Source organism: Polaromonas sp. (assembly GCF_016185115.1).
Classification (GTDB): Bacteria; Pseudomonadota; Gammaproteobacteria; order Burkholderiales; family Burkholderiaceae_C; genus Polaromonas.
On record NZ_JACPOF010000015.1, the window covers coordinates 319,010 to 338,184 of the forward strand.

The 19,175-nt window shown below is 60.9% G+C and carries 21 protein-coding genes and 1 tRNA gene; 14 read left to right on the plus strand and 8 right to left on the minus strand.

Features of this window, described 5'->3' with window-relative positions; translation table 11 throughout:
* Positions 1 to 41 precede the first annotated feature (41 nt).
* The 8 genes from HYX42_RS07970 to HYX42_RS08005 are packed head-to-tail and all read left to right on the plus strand — an operon-like array spanning position 42 to position 6,320.
* Positions 42 to 959: an ABC transporter substrate-binding protein gene (locus tag HYX42_RS07970; protein ID WP_293401613.1), complete on the plus strand. Its 918-nt coding sequence runs from the start codon at positions 42 to 44 to the stop codon at positions 957 to 959.
* Positions 960 to 1,000: 41 nt separating this feature from the next.
* Positions 1,001 to 1,468 carry a (2Fe-2S)-binding protein gene (locus HYX42_RS07975; RefSeq protein ID WP_293401615.1) on the plus strand — a complete coding sequence of 156 codons (468 nt, stop codon included), beginning with the start codon at positions 1,001 to 1,003 and terminating at the stop codon, positions 1,466 to 1,468.
* An 11-nt stretch (positions 1,469 to 1,479) separates the two neighbouring features.
* A complete protein-coding gene (locus tag HYX42_RS07980) occupies positions 1,480 to 2,286 on the plus strand; it encodes a xanthine dehydrogenase family protein subunit M (protein WP_293401617.1) in 807 nt (268 codons plus the stop codon).
* 14 nt (positions 2,287 to 2,300) lie between these two features.
* Positions 2,301 to 3,101: an ABC transporter ATP-binding protein gene (locus HYX42_RS07985; RefSeq protein ID WP_293401619.1), complete on the plus strand. Its 801-nt coding sequence runs from the start codon at positions 2,301 to 2,303 to the stop codon at positions 3,099 to 3,101.
* 10 nt (positions 3,102 to 3,111) lie between these two features.
* The gene (locus tag HYX42_RS07990; RefSeq protein WP_293402430.1) at positions 3,112 to 3,876 is read left to right on the plus strand and encodes an ABC transporter permease; all 765 of its coding nucleotides are present in this window, start codon (positions 3,112 to 3,114) and stop codon (positions 3,874 to 3,876) included.
* Complete coding sequence (locus HYX42_RS07995; RefSeq protein WP_293401621.1) at positions 3,873 to 4,646, plus strand: ABC transporter permease; 774 nt, start codon at positions 3,873 to 3,875, stop codon at positions 4,644 to 4,646. Before HYX42_RS07990 ends, HYX42_RS07995 begins: the two co-directional genes overlap by 4 nt.
* A 38-nt stretch (positions 4,647 to 4,684) precedes the next feature.
* Positions 4,685 to 5,650, plus strand: a complete 966-nt coding sequence (locus HYX42_RS08000; RefSeq protein WP_293401623.1) for a tripartite tricarboxylate transporter substrate binding protein — start codon at positions 4,685 to 4,687, stop codon at positions 5,648 to 5,650.
* Between the two features lie 34 nt (positions 5,651 to 5,684).
* Positions 5,685 to 6,320 (plus strand): aspartate/glutamate racemase family protein, encoded by a 636-nt coding sequence (locus tag HYX42_RS08005; protein WP_293401625.1) that lies wholly within the window; start codon positions 5,685 to 5,687, stop codon positions 6,318 to 6,320.
* Between the two features lie 243 nt (positions 6,321 to 6,563).
* On the opposite strand, the gene ftsY is transcribed toward HYX42_RS08005, so the two are convergent.
* Entirely contained in the window at positions 6,564 to 7,667 is a 1,104-nt protein-coding gene (ftsY, locus tag HYX42_RS08010; protein WP_293401627.1) for a signal recognition particle-docking protein FtsY, read from the minus strand.
* 88 nt (positions 7,668 to 7,755) lie between these two features.
* Between ftsY and HYX42_RS08015 the strand changes: the two genes are divergently transcribed.
* Genes HYX42_RS08015 through HYX42_RS08035 form a run of 5 tightly spaced genes read left to right on the plus strand, consistent with a single transcriptional unit; the run spans position 7,756 to position 11,986 of the window.
* Positions 7,756 to 9,141 (plus strand): pitrilysin family protein, encoded by a 1,386-nt coding sequence (locus tag HYX42_RS08015; protein WP_293402432.1) that lies wholly within the window; start codon positions 7,756 to 7,758, stop codon positions 9,139 to 9,141.
* 14 nt (positions 9,142 to 9,155) lie between these two features.
* On the plus strand, positions 9,156 to 10,517 hold the full coding sequence (locus HYX42_RS08020; protein WP_293401629.1) for a pitrilysin family protein: 1,362 nt from the start codon (positions 9,156 to 9,158) through the stop codon (positions 10,515 to 10,517).
* Positions 10,514 to 11,188 carry an RsmD family RNA methyltransferase gene (locus tag HYX42_RS08025; RefSeq protein ID WP_293401631.1) on the plus strand — a complete coding sequence of 225 codons (675 nt, stop codon included), beginning with the start codon at positions 10,514 to 10,516 and terminating at the stop codon, positions 11,186 to 11,188. Before HYX42_RS08020 ends, HYX42_RS08025 begins: the two co-directional genes overlap by 4 nt.
* Before the next feature lie 8 nt (positions 11,189 to 11,196).
* On the plus strand, positions 11,197 to 11,712 hold the full coding sequence (gene coaD, locus HYX42_RS08030; RefSeq protein WP_293401633.1) for a pantetheine-phosphate adenylyltransferase: 516 nt from the start codon (positions 11,197 to 11,199) through the stop codon (positions 11,710 to 11,712).
* A gap of 1 nt (position 11,713) precedes the next feature.
* Complete coding sequence (locus tag HYX42_RS08035) at positions 11,714 to 11,986, plus strand: YfhL family 4Fe-4S dicluster ferredoxin (protein WP_293401635.1); 273 nt, start codon at positions 11,714 to 11,716, stop codon at positions 11,984 to 11,986.
* A 238-nt stretch (positions 11,987 to 12,224) separates the two neighbouring features.
* Here HYX42_RS08035 and pth read toward each other — a convergent pair whose 3' ends face one another.
* The 7 genes from pth to HYX42_RS08070 form a co-directional block, all read right to left on the minus strand.
* Positions 12,225 to 12,857: an aminoacyl-tRNA hydrolase gene (gene pth, locus HYX42_RS08040; protein ID WP_293401637.1), complete on the minus strand. Its 633-nt coding sequence runs from the start codon at positions 12,855 to 12,857 to the stop codon at positions 12,225 to 12,227.
* Positions 12,858 to 13,096: 239 nt separating this feature from the next.
* On the minus strand, positions 13,097 to 13,573 hold the full coding sequence (locus tag HYX42_RS08045) for a hypothetical protein (protein ID WP_293401639.1): 477 nt from the start codon (positions 13,571 to 13,573) through the stop codon (positions 13,097 to 13,099).
* A 125-nt stretch (positions 13,574 to 13,698) separates the two neighbouring features.
* Positions 13,699 to 14,679: a ribose-phosphate pyrophosphokinase gene (locus HYX42_RS08050; protein WP_293401641.1), complete on the minus strand. Its 981-nt coding sequence runs from the start codon at positions 14,677 to 14,679 to the stop codon at positions 13,699 to 13,701.
* A 156-nt stretch (positions 14,680 to 14,835) separates the two neighbouring features.
* Positions 14,836 to 14,912: transfer RNA gene (locus tag HYX42_RS08055), tRNA-Gln, on the minus strand.
* A 79-nt stretch (positions 14,913 to 14,991) separates the two neighbouring features.
* Positions 14,992 to 15,879: a 4-(cytidine 5'-diphospho)-2-C-methyl-D-erythritol kinase gene (gene ispE / locus HYX42_RS08060; RefSeq protein WP_293401643.1), complete on the minus strand. Its 888-nt coding sequence runs from the start codon at positions 15,877 to 15,879 to the stop codon at positions 14,992 to 14,994.
* A gap of 13 nt (positions 15,880 to 15,892) precedes the next feature.
* Positions 15,893 to 16,402 (minus strand): lipoprotein insertase outer membrane protein LolB, encoded by a 510-nt coding sequence (locus HYX42_RS08065; RefSeq protein ID WP_293401645.1) that lies wholly within the window; start codon positions 16,400 to 16,402, stop codon positions 15,893 to 15,895.
* 14 nt (positions 16,403 to 16,416) lie between these two features.
* Complete coding sequence (locus tag HYX42_RS08070; RefSeq protein WP_293401647.1) at positions 16,417 to 18,174, minus strand: tetratricopeptide repeat protein; 1,758 nt, start codon at positions 18,172 to 18,174, stop codon at positions 16,417 to 16,419.
* Positions 18,175 to 18,298: 124 nt separating this feature from the next.
* Here HYX42_RS08070 and mutM point away from each other — a divergent pair, with 124 nt between their 5' ends.
* A complete protein-coding gene (gene mutM / locus HYX42_RS08075) occupies positions 18,299 to 19,114 on the plus strand; it encodes a bifunctional DNA-formamidopyrimidine glycosylase/DNA-(apurinic or apyrimidinic site) lyase (protein WP_293401649.1) in 816 nt (271 codons plus the stop codon).
* Positions 19,115 to 19,175 lie beyond the last annotated feature (61 nt).

Genomic DNA, 19,175 nt, shown 5'->3' on the forward strand with positions numbered 1-19,175 from the left:
GATTTTACGGTCAGATATTTAACTTATAGAGGAGACAAATCGTGTTGAAAAAATTCCTGCGTTTCTTACCCGCACTGGCCTTGTCGCTGGTGTCCACATTGAGCTTTGCCCAGCCGGTGAAAGTCAATATCGGTTACATACCCGCGGGCGACTGGTTGCCGGCGCTGATTGCCAAGGACAAGGGATTTTTTGAAAAGCGCAACCTGGATGTCACGCTGACCAAGGTCGGCATCATCTCCAATATTCCGGCGGCCATCATGTCGGGTAGCCTGATGATTGGCGCCAGCACGGCCACCGTGCTGATGGACGCCTCCGATGCAGGGCTCGGCCTTGTGGCAGTCGCCGGCGGCACGCGCTTTGTCAAAAACCCATCGATCTTCAGCGTGGTGGTGCGCACTGGCGTCAAGGTTGCCAGTGCCAAGGACCTGGAGGGCAAGCGTGTCGGCGTTCCCGGACTTCGAAGCACCGGTGACGTGATGTTCCGCAAGTGGCTGCAGGAAAAAGGCGCCACGGTTTCAAAGGTGTCGATTGTTGAAGCCTCCTTCCCGCAGATGAAGGATTTGCTCAAGGGCGGCACGCTTGATGCTGTCGCCGTACTGGAGCCTTTCCGCAGCGGCATCGTGGCCGACAACACCGGATACCGCGTGGCCGACTACATGGCCGAGGTCAACCCCGACCTGCTGGGCGGTGTCTGGGTTGCACAAAAACAGTGGGCAGATGCCAACCCCCGTGCCATCCCGGCTTTCCGTGAGTCCCTGGTCGAGGCCATCGAGTTCATCAAGACCAACACCGATGAAGCACGCGCCATCGAACTCAAGTACCTGGGTTTCAAGACCCCCATCATGCTGCCCTTCTCGGTGCCTGTGAATGTGGCGGATCTGGACATCTGGGTCAAGTACGCACGCGATGTGGGTTACCTCACCAAGCCCATGGATGTCAGCCGCATGGTCTTGCGCTGAAGTTGTGAAATTTTGAATTCTCCCAAACGTTGAGGCCGGTCATGGAAGTAAATCTTGTTGTCAACCAGAAAAAAATCGTGCGTGAGGTCGAAGAACGCACCTTGCTCAGTGACCTGCTTCGCGACACGCTGGGGCTCAAGGGCACGCACCGGGGGTGTGATACCGCACAGTGCGGCGCCTGCACCGTGCACCTGAATGGGCAGGCGGTGAAATCGTGCAACGTGCTGGCCCTTCAGGTCAGCGGCGGCACCGTCACCACGATAGAGGGCATATGCGAAAAAGACGGCGCGCTGCACCCGATGCAGCAGGCCTTCAGGGAATGCCATGGCCTGCAGTGCGGCTTCTGCACGCCGGGCATGGTGATGAGCGCCATGGACCTGCTGCGGCGCAAGCCTGCGGCCAGCGAAGCAGAGATACGTGAGGGCCTGGAAGGCAACCTGTGCCGCTGTACCGGTTACGAAAACATCGTCAAGGCGGTGTCCCTGTGTGCAAGCCGCGCCGGTCACTGAGGAGACGCACCGTGTATTCATTCAAGTTTCATCGCGCGCAAAGTGTTGCCGATTCGCTGGCGTCGTTCGGACAGTACAGTGATGCGCGTTTTCTGGCGGGCGGGCAGACGCTTCTTGCATCGCTCAAGCTGCGTCTGGCCCAGCCTGATGGCCTGGTTCACCTGGGCCAGCTGGCCGAGTTGAAAGGCATTCGTGTGCTTGCCGGCCAGTCCATCAGCATTGGCGCCATGACCACACATGCAGAGGTGGCCGGGTCGCAGGAAATTGCCGGCGCACTGGGTGCATTGAGCGACATGGCCAGCCATATCGGCGACCCCATGGTGCGCCACATGGGCACCATGGGTGGTTCTGTCGCCAACAACGATCCGGCGGCAGACTGGCCAGCCGCCCTGCTGGCGCTCGATGCCACAGTGCTCACCTCCGGCAGAAAAGTAAAGGCGGATATTTTTTTTCTCGGCATGTTTTCAACCGCACTTGACGCGGGCGAACTCATTACCGCGATCGAATTTCGTATTCCCAAACGCGCGTCCTATGTGAAGTTCCGGCACCCCGCCTCACGTTTTGCACTGGTCGGGGTCTTTGTGGCCGATTTCGGCGGTGATATCCGTGTCGCCGTGACGGGCGCCGGCGCGGGTGTCATGCGCATGACCGCATTTGAAGAAGCCCTCAAAAAGCAGTTCTCTGCAGATGCGCTGAAAACGATTGCGGTCGATGCATCTGAATTGAACACCGACATGCATGCAACGGCTGAATACCGAGCCAACCTGGTCCGCGTGATTGCCATGCGTGCCGTAGACAAGGCCTCAGGCGTAACGTGAATCCGACACCACCCATGAACAATTCTGTCCTCGAAGCTGCAGCCGTGGCTGCCCTCAAACACAAGGAGCCGGCGATCTCCGTGCGCGACCTGTCCGTCAAATTTGGCGGCAAGGTGGTGATCGACTCGCTGAACTTTCATGCGCATGCGGGCGAATTTTTGTGCATCGTCGGGCCCTCGGGTTGCGGCAAGACCACGCTGCTGCGCTTGCTGGCGGGCTTGCTGACGCCCAGCTCGGGCGTGGTGCTGTTCAAGGGCCAGCGCGTGTCGCGGCCGTCGCGTGACCGCGCCATTGTTTTCCAGGACTACGGCCGTGCCCTGCTGCCCTGGCGTACGGTGGCCGGCAATATGGCGCTGGCGCTTGAATCCTGCGGTGTGCCCAAGGAAGAGCAGGCTGAACGGGTCGCCGCCCTTGCAAAAACCACAGGTCTGGCGCATGCCGTTGACCGTTACCCGCACCAGCTGTCGGGCGGCATGCAGCAGCGTGTGCAGATTGCCCGCTGCCTGGCGCAAAAGCCTTCACTGCTGCTGATGGATGAACCCTTTGGTGCGCTCGATGCCATCACCCGCCAGCACCTGCAGGATGAAGTTGCCAGCCTGGCCGCCATCCATGGCACCACGGTTGTTTTCATCACGCACGACCTTGAAGAAGCCATCTACCTGGGTGACAGGGTGATTGTGCTGGGGGCCAACCCGGGGCGCATTCTTGAAGAGGTGGATGTGGCTTTGCCCAAGCCCAGGTCGCAGCTCCTTACCAAGGAGATGCCGCGCTTCCTGGAGCTCCGCCATCGCCTGCATGGCCTGCTGGAGCACTGACGTGAATGACATGCGCCTCAACAAGCGCGCGCTCGGCATGATCATTCCGATGGCCTTGCTGCTCGCGTGGGAAGCCATCTGGCATGTGCAATCCCTGAGGATGGAGTCGCTGTCCCGCCCCTGGGATGTGGCGCAGGCCTTCTACCTGGGCATGACTGACAAAACCATTCTCAAATCCACGCTTGAAACGCTGGAAGCCGCCGCGCTCGGCTTCGGGATTGCCGCTGTGTGCGGTCTTTTTCTCGGCATTGTTCTGGGCCTGATGCCGCGTGTGGACCGCATCGTCGGCCCGACGGTCGATGCCATGCGCCCTGTGCCTTCCGTTGCGCTGATACCGCTGGCTTTGCTGCTGTTTGGTTTTGGTGTATCGCTTGAGGCACTGGTGGTGGCCTTTGCAAGTTTCTGGCCGGTGCTGCTGGTGACGACCGCCGCCGTGCGGGCGATTGACCCGCGCCTGCTGGAGGTGGCCGATGCGCTGGAGATGTCATCGCTGGCGCGCACCTTCAAGATTGTCATTCCCGCAGCGCTGGGGCTGATCGCGGTGGGCCTGCAATTGGCCCTGGGCATCGCGCTCATCGTGGCGGTCACGGTAGAGATCGTCATCAACCCGCGCGGCCTTGGTTTTGCCATGATGTCGGCGCAGCAGGCGCTGCGCTTTGACCAGATGTATGCGCAACTGCTCTGGATAGGCGTGATCGGCTGGGCCATCAGCAAGCTCTCGCAGCGGCTGGTGAAAAGCTGGCCCGGCATGGCGGCGCAGGGGGCGGCAGCATGAGGGCTTCACACCGCTGGCTGGACCGTCTCGGTGCCGTCGCCTTTGCATTGTTTTTGCTGCTGCTCTGGCAGCTGCTGTCGGCCACCAACATCATTTCACCGCTGTTCTTCCCTTCGCCGCTGCGCACGCTGACCGCGCTCTGGAACCAGATTGCCGAAGGCCAGCTGTGGGGACCGCTGGGCTCCACCGTCTCGCGCATGGCCTGGGGCTGGCTGGCCGCGTCTGTGGCCGGCATTGTTCTGGGCGCGATGATTGCCGGCTCGGCTGTGGCGCGGGCCATGCTGGAGCCCATACTCGACTTCATGCGGCCGCTGCCCGCATCGGCCATCATCCCGGTGGCCATTCTGGCCTTCGGCCTGTCTGGCACCATGTCCACTGCCGTGATTGCATTCGGCTCCATCTGGCCGGTTCTGCTGGCCAGCATTCAGGGTTTTGGTGCGGTCAGCGACAGGCTGGCCGAGGTATCGGCCGCGCTGGAGATGAGCCGCCGTGACCGCTTCTTCAAGATCAGCCTGCCCAGTGCGCTGCCCGACATCCTTGCCGGTGCAAAAGTCGGACTGGCGATTGCGCTGATTCTGGCGGTGGTGACCGAGATGCAGGCCTCGCTGCCCGGTTTGGGGCAGAACATCCTGATGGCGCAGCGCTCCTTCAAAACACCTGATCTGTACGCCGGAGTGCTCATGCTCGGTGTGATTGGCTTTGCGACGTCGATGGCCCTGCAGGCGCTGGAGCGCAGGCTGCTGAAGTGGCGGTTTACAGGCCAGGGCTGATGGGCCGTGCCGGTTTTTAAAAATAAAGAGGAGACATCATGAAAACTTTTCGCCGCCTGCTGCTGGCCGGCCTCTGCAGTGCGCCCTTTGCGGCTGCCCTTGCGCAGGAAGGGCCTTACCCCAACAAACCCGTCAAATTCATTACCGCATCCGTCGGCAGCCCGCAGGATGTCATAGGCCGGCTGATTGGCCAGAAACTCAGTGTGCTCTGGGGCAAGTCGGTGGTGGTGGAAAACCGGCCCGGCGCTGGCAGTGTGCTGTCCATCACCACGGCGGGGCGCGCGCCGGCGGATGGCTATTCCGTGCTGCTCAGTTCGAGCGGGTTTACTGTCAGCCCCAGCATCATGCTAAATCCCGGCTATGACGCCGAAAAAGACTTCATCCCCGTTGTGCTGATCGCTTCCACACCCAACATCATTGTCTCCAGCACGCAGTTGCCGGCGACGACATTGAAGGCAGCGGTGGATCTGGCGAAGACCAAACCCCTGAACTACGGTTCGCCGGGCCTGGGCACCACACCGCAGCTGTCGGCTGAATACCTTTTCAAGTCACTTGCAAAGGTACCGGTGACACATGTGCCTTATAGCGGCGCATCGCCTGCAGTGGCAGCCGTGGCCGGCGGCCAGGTAGAGATGGCCAGCGTCGCCATGCCTGCTGCCGTGCAACTGGTCAAGTCCGGCAAGGTGCGTGCGCTCGCCGTCACCAGCAACAGGCGTTCAAAGGTTCTGCCCGATGTGCCGACCATTGCCGAAGCAGGCTTCACAGGTTTTGAAGATTCGACCTGGGTGGGCCTGTGGGTGCAAAAGGGCACGCCGGCCGCCATCGTTGACAAAATTTCTGCAGATGTGGTGTCCATACTGGCGCAGGCCGACGTGAAAGAGCAGCTTGTCAATCTGGGCTTTGAGGCATCTGATGTGCCGCCCAAACAGTTTGCGGCCTACCAGAAGCAGGAACTTGCCAAATGGGCCCGGGTGGTGAAAGAAACCGGCGTCAAACAGGAGTAGGCTGCGGGCTTTGCTTTTGACTGATTGAACTGACATGCGAATTGCCCTGATCCATGCCCTGCGCCATTCACCGCCGCCTGTAGAGGAGTCGTTTGCGAGGCTGTGGCCCGAGCCAAAATTGATGAACCTGCTCGATGACAGCCTCTCTGCAGACCTGGCGGCGGCAGGCCGCATCACCGACGACATCACCCGGCGTTTTCTTGAACTGAGCGCCTATGCAGTGTCTACCGGTGCGGATGCCATCCTCTTCACCTGCTCGGCATTCGGGCCCTGCATTGAAGCCTGCGCCGCGAAGTACCCTGATATCCCGGTACTCAAGCCCAACGAGGCCATGATTGAAGAGGCCGCCGGCCTGGCGCGGCGGGTGGGCCTGCTGGCCACCTTTGCGCCCACACTGGCGTCCATGCCGCCCGAGTTTCCGGCGGGCATGACGGTGGTGCCCAAACTCGCGGAAGGTGCACTGGCCGCGCTTGACCGGGGCGACGTGCATGAGCATGACCGGCTCGCTGCAGTGGCTGCTGCCGGCCTGCGCGATTGCGATGTGATTGCGCTGGCCCAGTTCAGCCTGGCGCGTGCGGCGGGCGAAGTGGCCAAAGCGACCGGGCTGAAGGTGTTGACCACGCCTGACTGTGCTGTGCTCAAGCTCAAACGGCTGCTCAAGGCTGCCTGAGGGTCGTCTGAAGGTCGTCTGAAGGTCGCGTCGGGCAGCAAGCAAAGCCTCGCGAGCTTCTGAATGCTATTAATTCAGTAGCTGCTCACGCTCGTATTTAAAGGGCTACAGCCCGATTTGCCACCCAAAAATGGCCTTTTTAGGCTTTTTGGGGGCGATTTTGCAGTGCGCGATGAGCTCAAAAAGGCAAAAAGTTAATATGGAAGTTAACTTTTGGGTTTTGACGGTGTCGGCCTAGCTCAACTAACTCAGCAGGGCCTGCGCAAATTCCCGGGCATTAAACGTTTCCAGGTCTTCCAGCTTTTCCCCGACACCGATGAAATAAACCGGCACTGGCCGCAGGGTGGGCGATGCCTGCTGGCGCTCCTGGGCCCAGAGCGCAATCGCTGCCAGCATGCCGCCCTTGGCTGTGCCGTCGAGCTTGGTGACGATCAGGCCCGTGAGCTGTAGCGCCTCGTCAAAAGCCTTGACCTGCGACAGCGCGTTCTGGCCTGTGTTACCGTCGATGACGAGCAGCACTTCATGCGGTGCCGTGCCATCCGCTTTCTGCACCACGCGCTTGATCTTTTTCAGCTCTTCCATCAAATGCAGTTGCGTCGGCAAACGCCCGGCGGTATCGACCAGCACCACATCCTTGCCGCGCGCCTTGCCGGCGCTGACGGCGTCAAACGCCACGGCAGCCGGGTCGCCGCCTTCCTGGCTGATGATCTCGACCGTGTTGCGGTCGGCCCAGACGCTGAGCTGCTCGCGTGCCGCGGCGCGGAAGGTGTCGGCAGCCGCCAGCAGCACCGACGCACCTTCGGTCGCCAGGTGTTTGGTGAGTTTGCCGATGGAGGTGGTTTTGCCTGCGCCATTGACGCCCGCCACCATGATGACCGTAGGTTGATGCTGGCCTATGACCAGGGCCTGCTCCAGCGGCTTGAGCAGCCTGGCCAGTGATTCAAGCAGGATGTTGCGCACGGCGACCGGGTGCGTCACGCCGCTGTCTTTCACACGCTTTTTCACGTCGTCGAGCAAAAAGGTGGTGGCCTTGACGCCGGTGTCGGCCATCAGCAGCGCGGTTTCGAGGTCTTCATACAGTTCATCGTTGATCTGTGTGCCTGTAAAGACGCCCGAGATGCTGGAGCCGGTCTTGCGCAGGCCCGATGTAAGCTTGGCCAGCCAGCGCTCGCGCTCGGGTGCGACTGCAATCGATGCGATGTCAATAGGCGCCACCAGCGCACTGCCGATCAGGCTCCCGGTGGCTGGCGCTGCCGGTACCGGACTGACAGGCTGTTGCGCTTGCGGGGCTGGCGTCGTGGGGGCTGCGGCTGGGGGAGGGGATTTTTTCTTGAAGAAACTGAACATTGGGCCTGCTTTGGAGTCGCACTATTCTATGAAACACCTGTTTTGCCGCTTTCCCCGCCTTTATTCAACCCTTTTACCGTCTCTCGTCATGGCTTTTTCAGCCGGTGCCGCACAGGCCCAGACCGTGCCCAGGGTCGAGCAATTCACCCTGGCCAACGGCCTGACCGTCATCGTCAAGCCCGACCACCGCGCCCCTACCGCGGCGCACATGCTGTGGGTGCGTGTGGGCTCCATGGATGAAGTCGATGGCACATCTGGCGTGGCGCATGCGCTGGAGCACATGATGTTCAAGGGCACGCCCTCGTTGAAGGTGGGCGAATTTTCGCGCCTCGTCGCTGCAATGGGGGGCCGTGAAAACGCCTTCACCTCCCGCGACAACACCGGCTATTACCAGCAGATTCCGGCCAGCAAACTTGAGGACGTGATGAAGCTTGAGGCCGACCGCTTTGCCAACAACCAGTGGGCCGACGACGAGTTCAAGCGAGAGATCGAGGTGGTGAAGGAAGAGCGCCGCCTGCGCACGGAAGATTCACCGCGTGCGCTGATGTATGAAGCCGCCAATGCCCTCACGTTCACGGCGTCGCCCTATCGCCGGCCTGTGGTGGGCTGGATGAGCGACCTGGACGCCATGACGCCGGCTGATGCACGCGAGTTTTACCGCCGCTGGTATGTACCTGCCAATGCCGCAGTCGTGGTCAGCGGTGATGTGGAGGTGGCCGAAGTACGCCGCCTGGTTGAAAAATACTACGGCGGCATTCCCGCGCGGCCTGTGCCTGCGCGCAAGCCCCAGCATGAGCCTGTGCAAAACGGCCTGAAAAAGCTGGAGTTCAAGGCGCCCGCCAGCCAGGCCTACGTATCGCTTGCCTTCAAGGTGCCCAAGCTCGAGCCTGCGGATCTTGCGGACAATGCACCCGCTGGTGCGACTCCTGGCCGTGATGCCCTGGCGCTCACCGTGCTGGCTGCCGTGCTTGACGGCTACACCGGCGCGCGCCTGGCCCGTGCGCTGGAGCAGGGCGAGGGCGCAGCCCGCATTGCCGACAGCGCCGGCGCATCGAATGGCCTCTATGGCCGCGGCCCGCAGCTTTTCATGCTCGATGGCGTGCCTGCAGCCGGCAAGACCACCGATCAGGTGGTGGCCGCGCTGCGCGAACAGGTGGCGCTGATCGCGCGTGATGGCGTGCGTGAGGCCGAACTCAACCGCGTCAAGACACAGTGGCAGGCCAGCGAGACCTACAAGCTCGACGGCGTCTTCAACCAGGCGCGCGAGCTGGGCAGCAACTGGATCAACGGCATGCCGCTGGACGCCAGTGCCCGCCTGATTGCGAAGCTGCGCACCATCACCGGCGCAGAAGTGCAGTCAGTGGCTGCACGTTATTTTGGTGACGACCAGCTCACCATGGCCACCCTGATTCCACAGCCGCCGGACCCGAACCGCAAGCCGCGCACGCCCGGCCCTGCCGTTCCTAATCATTGATGGACTGAAAAAACATGATCCTGATTTCAAATTTCAAACACACCATCATTCGCAATGCTTTCCTTGCAGGTGTTGCAGGCCTGCTGTGCAGCACGGCGTTTGCCGCCATCCCCATCCAGGAATGGACGCAGCCCGGCGGCGCGCGCGTCTACCTGGTTGAAAGCCCTGCGATTCCCATGCTCGATGTGCAGATCGACTTTGACGCGGGTGGCAGGCGTGACCCTGCTGACAAAGCCGGGCTGGCCAGCTCCACCGCCAATCTGCTTGAGAAGGGCGTTGCAGCACGCGACGGCCAGCCGGCCCTGAATGAGAACGCACTGGGCGAAGCCTGGGCTGATCTGGGCGCCAGTTTTGGCAGCAGTGCCGGTGCAGACCGCATGAGCTTTTCGCTGCGCACGCTGACCGACCCGGCACTGCTCGACAAGGCAGTCGCGCTGGCGGCGCGGCAGATTGGTGAACCTTCGTTTCCCGAGAACATCTGGGAGCGCGGCAAGCTGCGCATCATCGCCAGCCTGAAGGAGTCGTACACACGCCCCGGCAGTATTGCTGGCCGGGCCTATTCAAAAGCGGTTTACGGCAGCCACCCCTACGGTCATGAAACGACCGAAGAAAGCGTCAAGCGCATCAGCGTGGCCGACATGCGTGCCTTCTACAACGCCGGTGTGGTGGCCTGCCGCGCACGTGTCAGTATGGTCGGTGCAGTGACACGCGCCCAGGCCGATGCGATTGCGCAGCGCCTGCTGGCCCGCCTGCCGCAGGTGCCTTGCGCCGGCCTGCCTGCGCCCGCGACCGTTCCTGAAGTGGCGGCGCTGGCCCAGGCCGACGAGAAGATCATTCCGTTTGATTCTGCGCAGGCGCAGGTGCTTTTGGGTCAGCCCGGCTACAAGCGCTCCGACCCGCAGTTCTTCTCGCTGCTGGTGGGCAACTACATCCTGGGCGGCGGCGGTTTTGTCTCGCGCCTGGCCAGTGAGGTGCGTGAGAAACGCGGCCTGACCTACAGCGTCTCCAGCGGTTTTTCGCCCGGCCTGCATGCCGGCGCCTTCACGATTGGCCTGCAGACGCGGCCCGACCAGACCGGCCAGGCGCTGGAGGTGACGCGCAAGGTGCTGCGCGACTTTGTGGCCGACGGCCCGACCGAGGCCGAACTCAAGGCTGCAAAGGACAACCTGATTGGCGGCTTTGCGCTGCTGATAGACAGCAACCGCAAGCTGCTGGGCAACATCTCAAACATCGCGTGGAATGACCTGCCGCTGAACTACCTCGATACCTGGACCGCCAGGATAAGCAGTGTTACGGCAGCCGATGTGAAAGCCGCGTTCGCGCAGAAACTGCAACCTGAGAAAATGGTCACGGTCATCCTGGGAGGAAAACCGTGAAATACACCGCAGCAAGCACCGATACAAAAACCGATAAAAAACCAAAACCTGCACGTTCCGGCAAGGTCGTCGCGCGCAAAACCGTGCCGCCGGGTGAAATCCGCATCATTGGCGGCCTGTTCAAGCGCAGCAAGGTGCCTGTGGCCGACAGGCCCGGCCTGCGCCCCACGCCAGACCGCGTGCGCGAGACGCTGTTCAACTGGCTGGGCCAGGATCTGACCGGCTGGCGCTGCGCCGATGTGTTTGCGGGCACGGGCGTGCTGGGTTTTGAGGCCGCCTCTCGCGGCGCAGCAGAAGTGCTGATCTGCGAGCAGGACCCGGTGCTGCTTGAAAAAATCAGGACGCTGCAGGCCAAGCTGAAAGCCGACGCGATCAGGCTTGAGCGCGGCGATGGCGTCAGCCTGCTCAGGCGCCTGAGCCCGGGCAGCATGCAGCTGCTGTTTCTGGACCCGCCGTATGAATCTGCGCTGTTTGAACCTGCACTGAAAGCGGCTGCGCAAGCCATTCACGCCAATGGTTTTGTGTACCTTGAAGCGCCCAGAGCCTGGACAGATGACGAGCTGTCCGGTCTGGGCCTGAAGGTGCATCGCTTCGGCAAGGCAGGTGCCGTGCACTTCCATCTGCTCACCAAAGGCGCTGCCAGCAGTGTGGAAACCCCCGCAGAGGCATAATTTCACCCATGGCAGCCAGCACCTCAACATCCCCACGCACAGCGGTTTATTCAGGCACTTTTGACCCGGTGACCCTGGGCCATGTCGATGTGGTGCGCCGCGCTGCCGGTCTGTTTGACCACCTGGTCATTGCGGTGGCCATCGCCCACCACAAAAAAACGCTGTTCACGCTGGAGCAGCGCGTGGCGCTGGTGCAGGGCGCGTGCAAGGGCCTGGCCAACGTCAGCGTGCTGCCGTTTGATGGCCTGATCATGGATTTTTGTGCCGCCCAAAAGGCCACGGCCGTGGTGCGCGGCATCCGCAACCTGACCGACTTTGACTACGAAGCGCAGATGGCGGCCATGAACCGCAAGCTGCGGCCTGAAGTGGAAACCGTCTTCCTGTTGCCTGATGCGCCGCTGGCGTGCATCAGCAGCACGCTGGTGCGCGAGATCAGCAAACTCGGTGGCGATGTAGGCCAGATGGCCGGTGCCGAGGTGATCGCCGCCCTGAAAACCGCGCACGGTACCGCAAAGGGGGCTTGAGATGGCCCTGATGATTACCGACGAATGCATCAACTGCGATGTGTGCGAGCCCGAATGCCCCAACCAGGCCATCTACATGGGCGAGGCCATCTACGAGATTGACCACAACAAGTGCACCGAGTGCGTCGGCCACTTCGACGAGCCGCAGTGCGTGCAGGTCTGCCCGGTCGCCTGCATACCGGTGAACCCGCAGCATGTGGAAGCCAAGGAAACGCTCTGGCAGAAGTACCACCGCCTGACCGGCACGACGGCTGCACCGTCTTCAGTGGGCTGACCAGGCCTGGGCCGTCGGGCCTGCCTGAAGTAGCTGGTGTGCCAGATGTAAAGTCCGCTTTACATTTGGGGTGCTTCGCAGGTTCCGGCAGCCTTTTTCGCCGGTTTTGAGGTCAAAAATGTCAGTTTTTAACCCGTAAATCGGCCTCCAGGCCAATAAATACGCGCGTGACCAGCTACGAATTTAATAGCAATCTGCCGCTATCCGTGACTTGCAGTTCCCGGCGTTTGCCGTAATGTCAGGGTGCGGGCGGGGCCGTTTCAGGCTCTGGCGGCTTGCGCGGCGGTTTGGGGCGGGGTGGGGTGCTGGTGTGTATCTGCATGGTGGCTTTTTCCATGTCGCCGGCCAGCAGCGCGGGCACGGCCTTTAGCGAGCGGGCAATGCAGTCCTCAATCGCCGTGCGGTGCTCGGGCGAGGGCTTTTTCAGCACCCAGTTGATGACTTCAGACTTGATGCCCGGATGGCCCACGCCTATGCGCAGCCGCCAGTAGTCGCCGGTGCCCAGTTGCGCATGGATGTCACGCAGGCCGTTGTGGCCGGCATGGCTGCCGCCAAATTTGAGCTTGACCTGGCCGGGCACGATGTCGAGCTCGTCATGGGCGACGAGGATCTCTTCAGGCTGGATCTTGAAGAAGCGCGCCAGTGCGCCGACCGATTTGCCCGAGAGGTTCATGAAGGTCTGCGGCTCCAGCAGCCAGACGGTCTGGCCGGCGGCCGTCGTGCGTGCCACCAGGCCCGAATAACTCTTGTCGAAGTTCAGGGGTGCCTTGAGCTCACGCGAGAGCTCGTCAACCCACCAGAAGCCGGCGTTGTGGCGTGTGGCTTCGTATTCAGCACCCGGGTTGCCCAGACCGACAAACAGCTTGATCATTTGAAAACTTCCATAAATCCAATTCTAGGGCGCATGGCGGCGTTGCTACGGTGCTCGGAATCCTCATGCACCCAAGTGCATTCCGGTGTCCTGCGCTCCGTGCGCCTTGCCCTGCATCCCCAGAATCGAATTTCTGAAAGTTTTCGGTACCACTGCGAGGGCACAAATAAAAACGGCCCACACCGTTGAAGGTATGGGCCGTGGCGTTCAAGCCAGCGCAATGAAGCGATCCGGGTGGATTACTTCTTGGCGACAGGTTTGGCGGCGTCTTTGGCTGCGTTGGCCTTGGCGTCCTTGGCAGCGGCTGCCTTGGCTGCTTTCGGATCCACAGGTGCGGCGGCTGCGGCTGCTGCATCGGCTTCGGCTTCTTCCGACACCGACGACACAGACACCAGAACCGGGTTTTCCTGGCCCTTGACCACGAACTTCACGCCCTTTGGCAGGGTGATGTCCTTGACGTGCAGGGACTTGCCCTTGCTCAGGCCGGAGAGGTCAACGGCGATGAACTCGGGGATGTCTGCACCGAGTTCCATCTCGAGGATGGAAGCGTGGAAAGCTTCTTTCTTGATGGCGTGGAACAACGCGTTGTGATCGATTTCGATCAGCGTGGGTTCACCGGTGCCACCGTAAACAATACCGGGCGTGCGACCGGTGATGCGGAGACGGCGGCTCGCACCCGTGCCCTGCTTTGCGCGCTCAAAAGCGACGAATTTCATAACTTACTCCAATATGGAACGGACCGCGACCAGTCTCGTTCCGCGCAAATTTCATCAATCGACAATGGATCAACTATTCTTTGCAAAAAAGCTGCGGGCAAAGTGCCTCGCAACCACCTTTTGTCTCAGATCAGGGCCGGCTGGTCCTGGTCCGAGAACAAACTCATGACCGACTCACCCTTGGCGATGCGCTGTATCGTTTCTGCGATCAGCGGCGCCACGGAGAGCTGGCGAATCTTCTTGCATGCCACGGCATTGGCACTGAGCGGAATGGTGTTGGTGATCACCACTTCATCGAGTGCCGCGCCCTGCGCGATGCGGTCTATTGCAGGGCCCGAAAAAATCGGGTGCGTGCAATAGGCATAAACCTTTTTGGCGCCACGGTCCTTCAGGACCTCGGCTGCCTTGACCAGCGTACCGGCCGTGTCGATCATGTCGTCCATGATCACGCAGTTGCGGCCTTCGATGTCGCCGATCACGTGCATGACTTCAGACACATTCGCCTTGGGGCGGCGCTTGTCGATGATGGCCATGTCGCAGCCGAGCTGCTTGGCCAGCGCACGTGCACGCACCACACCGCCGACGTCAGGTGACACCACCATCAGGTCGGAATAATTCTTCTGCCGCAAATCGCCCAGCAGCACCGGCGACGCATAAATGTTGTCGACCGGAATGTCAAAAAAGCCCTGGATCTGGTCTGCATGCAGATCCATCGTCAAAACCCGCGACACGCCCACAGCCTGCAGCATGTTGGCCACCACCTTGGCGCTGATCGGCACCCGGGCCGAACGCGGCCGGCGGTCCTGGCGCGCATAACCGAAGTAGGGAATCACTGCGGCAATGCTCTGTGCGGAGGATCGCTTGAGCGCGTCGACCATGATGAGCAGTTCCATCAGGTTCTCGTTCGTCGGTGCGCAGGTGGACTGCACCACAAACACATCACGTGCACGCACGTTCTGCTGGATTTCTACCGTAACCTCACCATCCGAGAAGCGGCCCACATGGGCTGCACCCAGAGAAATACCCAGATTCTGGGCAATTTCGGCTGCCATGCTGGGGTTGGCATTGCCAGTAAACAGCATGAACTCGGGGTGGTGCGTTTGCATGTAGGGCCCAGCTTGTGTCGATGTTTGAGTCGTGGCTGTCATTCTAAAAGGCCATTGCCTGAACAATCGTCGCTCTAAACACACAGACCCGCCATTCGGTAGTCTGGCGGGTCTGCTGTGCGTTGGAGTCGCCAATGCGGCGAAACCTGAATAATTTGGCAGGGGTGGAAGGAGTCGAACCTGCGAATGCCGGAATCAAAATCCGGTGCCTTAACCAACTTGGCGACACCCCTACACAGGACAGCTGTCAAACTTTTAATCTGTCAGCCAACCTCAAACTTTGTCACTGGAAGCGACCCAGCGGCGGTTATTTTACCAACCAGCCAGCGGATGCGCCTTCAGGTTGCTGCATGTGCGGATCTTCCAGTCGCCAGGGGCTTGGGGAATCTCCATCTCATGCGGCAGATGCGCAAATACGGCACTTCCAGAGCCGGTCATTCGCCCCTGGAGTTTCATCGCGGCAAGCCAGTCAAGAGACTGGCCCAGCTGCGGGCACAAACCCAGGGCAACCGGCTGCAGATCGTTGCGGCCAAACCCGAAAACCGGGTTTTCAGCGCCACCGCCATCATTTGCAGCAAAGCCTAAGATTGTAGCAGTTTCTGTGTCCCGTTTGAGCAGTGGCGACGTGAAAATCGCCTGCGTCGAGAGCCCCTGGGCTGGTTTGACCACCAGAAACCGGGCGTCGGGCAGGTCAATCGCCGTCATTTTCTCGCCAATGCCTTCTACCCAGGCGTGACCGCCAAAGAGGAAAAACGGCACATCAGCGCCCAGCGACAGGGCAATCGCCAGCAACTGCTCGCGCGGCAGGCTGACGCCCCAAAGCCGCTGCAGTGCCAGCAGGCAACTGGCCGCATCCGATGAACCGCCGCCCATGCCGGCCTGTGCCGGAATGCGCTTTTCAAGGCTGATGTCGGCACCGAGCATGGTGCCGCAGGCCTTTTGCAGGGCGCGGGCGGCGCGCAGCGTCAGGTCTTCCGCCGGCAGGGGGTCTGCGCCATCGCTGTTCAGGTCACGGCGCGTGATCTGCCCATCGGTGCGCAGCTCAAAGTGCAGGGTGTCGCACCAGTCTATGAGCATGAAAACGGACTGGAGCAGGTGGTAACCATCAGCCCGGCGCCCCGTGATGTGCAGGAAAAGATTCAGCTTGGCCGGGGCTGGGACGTCGTAGATAGCCTTGATGGCCTGATTGGGCGTGGTCATGATGGGCGACAGGCTACTGTTCAAGCACAACGCGCAGGTCGGTTTGCGGTGCCGGGTTGGTCCGTCTGGCCGAAATTTTCCCGGCAGCTTGTTCAGTCAGGTCGGCCGTCCAGCCGTCAAGGCTGGTATTTCTGCCGTTGAGCCAGTCGAAGAGGGCATTGATGGGAATTGCCGCACCCGTGGTTTGCTCCAGCAGAGCATCAATCGAGGCGAATTTTTTGACCTCCTGGCCTGAATCGAGCAACGCTTCGGCGGGCGACCATCGCATCACACCAAGAACGCTGCCTATGGGGCTGGTGAGCCTGAGTTCGCCGGCCTGCGCATTGCCCTTGAGCTCGAACCCCGCAAAAAAGGCCTGGGGAGGTTCGCTCTGTATCTGCAGGCCTATGCGGCCCGCCCAAGCGTCTTTCGGGCCATCGTTTTGAGGGGCGGGGCTTTGCGGGGTTGCGCATCCACTGATGAGCAAAACGGCACCCGTCGCCAGAGATATCGCGGCGCCGCGAATCCATCTAAATGCTGTCATTGTGTTAACAGGTCCTACAGCTTCACGCGCAGGCGCTTGAGGGTCTCGACAAGGGTTTCGTTTTCCGGATTCAGCAGGTTGCCCTCGCGCCAGATGGCGATGGCGCGATCGCGCTGGCCCATGCTCCAGAGCACTTCCCCGTAGTGGGCTGCGATCTCGGCATCAGGCTTTGCCTTGAATGCTTCGGCAAAGATTTTTGCGGCTTCCTCGCGGTTGCCGAGGCGAAACTCAACCCAGCCCAGGCTGTCGCGGATGAACGGGTCACCCGGTGTGAATTCAAGCGCCTTGCGTATCAGCTCGCGGGCCTCGGTCAGCTTGACATTGCGGTCTGCAAATGAATAACCCAGGGCGTTGTAGGCACTGGCAGAGTCGGGCTTGAGCTGGATCACGCGCCGCAGCAGGTTCTCCATTTCCTGCAACTGGCCTGACTTTTCGGCCATCATGGCCTGGTCGTAAACCAGGTCAGGGTCATTGGGGAATTTGACGCTCGCCTCGGTCAGCAGGTCATAGGCGGGGCGGTATTGCTTGAGGTCACGCAGCAGACCCACTTCGGCCAGCACCTTAAGGCGCGCGTCGCCAGGCCTGCGTTCAGGAAGGTTGCGTATCAGTTGCCTGCCCTCTGCCAGCTTGCCCTGGTTGGCCAGAAGGGAGGCACGGCGGACCTGTGCCTGCATCATGTCGTCCGGATTTTCAATCTTGCTGATCCAGTTCTCGGCGGCCGCAAAATCCTTGCGTTTTTCTGCAATCTGGGCAAGTTGCAGATAGGCCTGCGCCAGCCCCCTGGCCTGGTCTTCTTCGGCAGACGGCTGCTGCGCCAGCGTGACATAGCGCTGCAGCGAGGTCTGGGCCTGGGCCAACTGGTTGTCCTGCAGCTGCAGTGAGCCCAGCACCAGCCATGCCGGCGGGAAATCAGGTTTCTCCTTGATGACAATTTGCAGTTGGGCCGAAGCCTCACCATAACGTTGCGCATCAAGCAGGGCGCGGGCGTAAGCCATGCGTATTTCGGGCAGTGATTTTGGGTTGCCCGTGAGGTACTTCTGCACCAGTGCCTCGGCTGCGGGCAGCTTGGGGTCCATCAATTCGAGGGCCATGAGAGGCGGGCCTTCGTAGCGTACATCGGCAGCCTGGCCTTTTTGTGCCGCCTCCAGCGCTCCCGTGACATCGCCTGCGGCCAGACGCATCCGGCCTACGGTGGTCCATGCTGAGCTGGCTGTGGCGGGGTTGGCAATGTAGGTGGCCAGTGCCTGTTCGACCACCATACTGGCCAGTTTTTTGTCGCTGACACGCGCGTAGGCCCTGGGAATCGCTGAAATAGCCAGTGACCGGTCTGCCGCAGGCGCCAGTTCCACGCCGGTTTTCAGCGGCACTTCGGTTTCTGTAATACGGTTGAGCGCAATCAGAATCTGCAGGACATAGCGGTTGGGATCGCGTGACTCCGGCTGTGCCTGCTGCCATGCCTTTGCAGCCTGCAGGGCGGCATCGCCAGAGCGCCCCTGAAGGGCAATCTCTGTCGCCCGCTGATACAAAAGCGGGTCGTTCGATTTTCTTGCCGCATCCAGGATGATGGCAAAACCGGCGCCTGGTTCACCTTCCTGAATCGTGATCTCGCCAACCAGCAACTGGTAGAAGAGCTCTCCATCCAGCGCTGAGACGAGGGGCGCTTCTGCGGCTTTTGCAGATGCAGCAGGCGGATTCGGGGGGCTGGTCTGGGCCATGAGAAGCGGTGCCGCGAGGCACGAGCCGGCGAGAATCCAGATCAGTTTTTTCTTCATCAAGCCATGATAATTGAAGGCTTGGGGCCGCGTATGCCCCTTTCAGATGAAGCTGGCGTAAAGGTTTTTCGCTTCCCGTGCTGCCGGGAGAACTTTATGCCGTCCCCCTAATCCATTGGTGCCCATGCCTGAACTCCCGGAAGTAGAAGTCACCCGCCTGAGCTTTGCAGGACGGATAGCAGGTGCAAGCGTCCTGTCGGTCACCATGGGCAAGGCCCTGCGCTGGCCGCTTGGCTGCGAACCGTCAATGCTGAAAGGCCAGAAAGTGCTGGGTGTCAGGCGCCGCGGCAAATACCTGTTGCTGGACATGAGTGGAGGCCTGCTGCTGATTCATCTGGGCATGTCCGGCAGCATCAGCTTTGGCCCCGATTTACCCCCTGCCGGCAAACACGACCATTTCGATATGGTGACGACCAGCGGCACCTTGCGCCTGCATGATCCCAGGCGTTTCGGCGCCGTGGTGTTTGCGCCCGGTGAAGATGACGTTTCCGCACAAAAGCTCCTGGGCCGACTGGGTGTGGAACCGCTGTCCGGTGACTTTGATCCGGCTGCATTCCATGCATCCCTCAAGCTGAAAAAGACCCCCATCAAGCAGGTGCTTCTCGGAGGGGAAATTGTGGTGGGTGTGGGCAATATTTACGCGTCAGAGACACTTTTCCTGGCCGGTATCCGCCCCACCACGCGGGCAAACAAGCTCAGCAGGCTGCGGTCCCTGGCCTTGCATGGCGCAATACAAAAGGTATTGGCGCAAGCTGTGCAAAAGGGCGGTAGCACCCTGAAAGACTTTTCCAACGCCAATGGCGAGTCCGGTTACTTCCAGCTTGAGGCCATGGTCTACGACCGCGCGGGCCAGCCTTGCCGGGTCTGTGGGAATGCCGTGAAAAGCCTGCGGCAGGGCCAAAGGTCTACTTTTTACTGCACCGTTTGCCAGAAACCCTGAAAACCCGGGTTTAAACGGGGCGGCCAGTACGTAGCCCCGCCAATGGCTCTTTCCGGGTGGT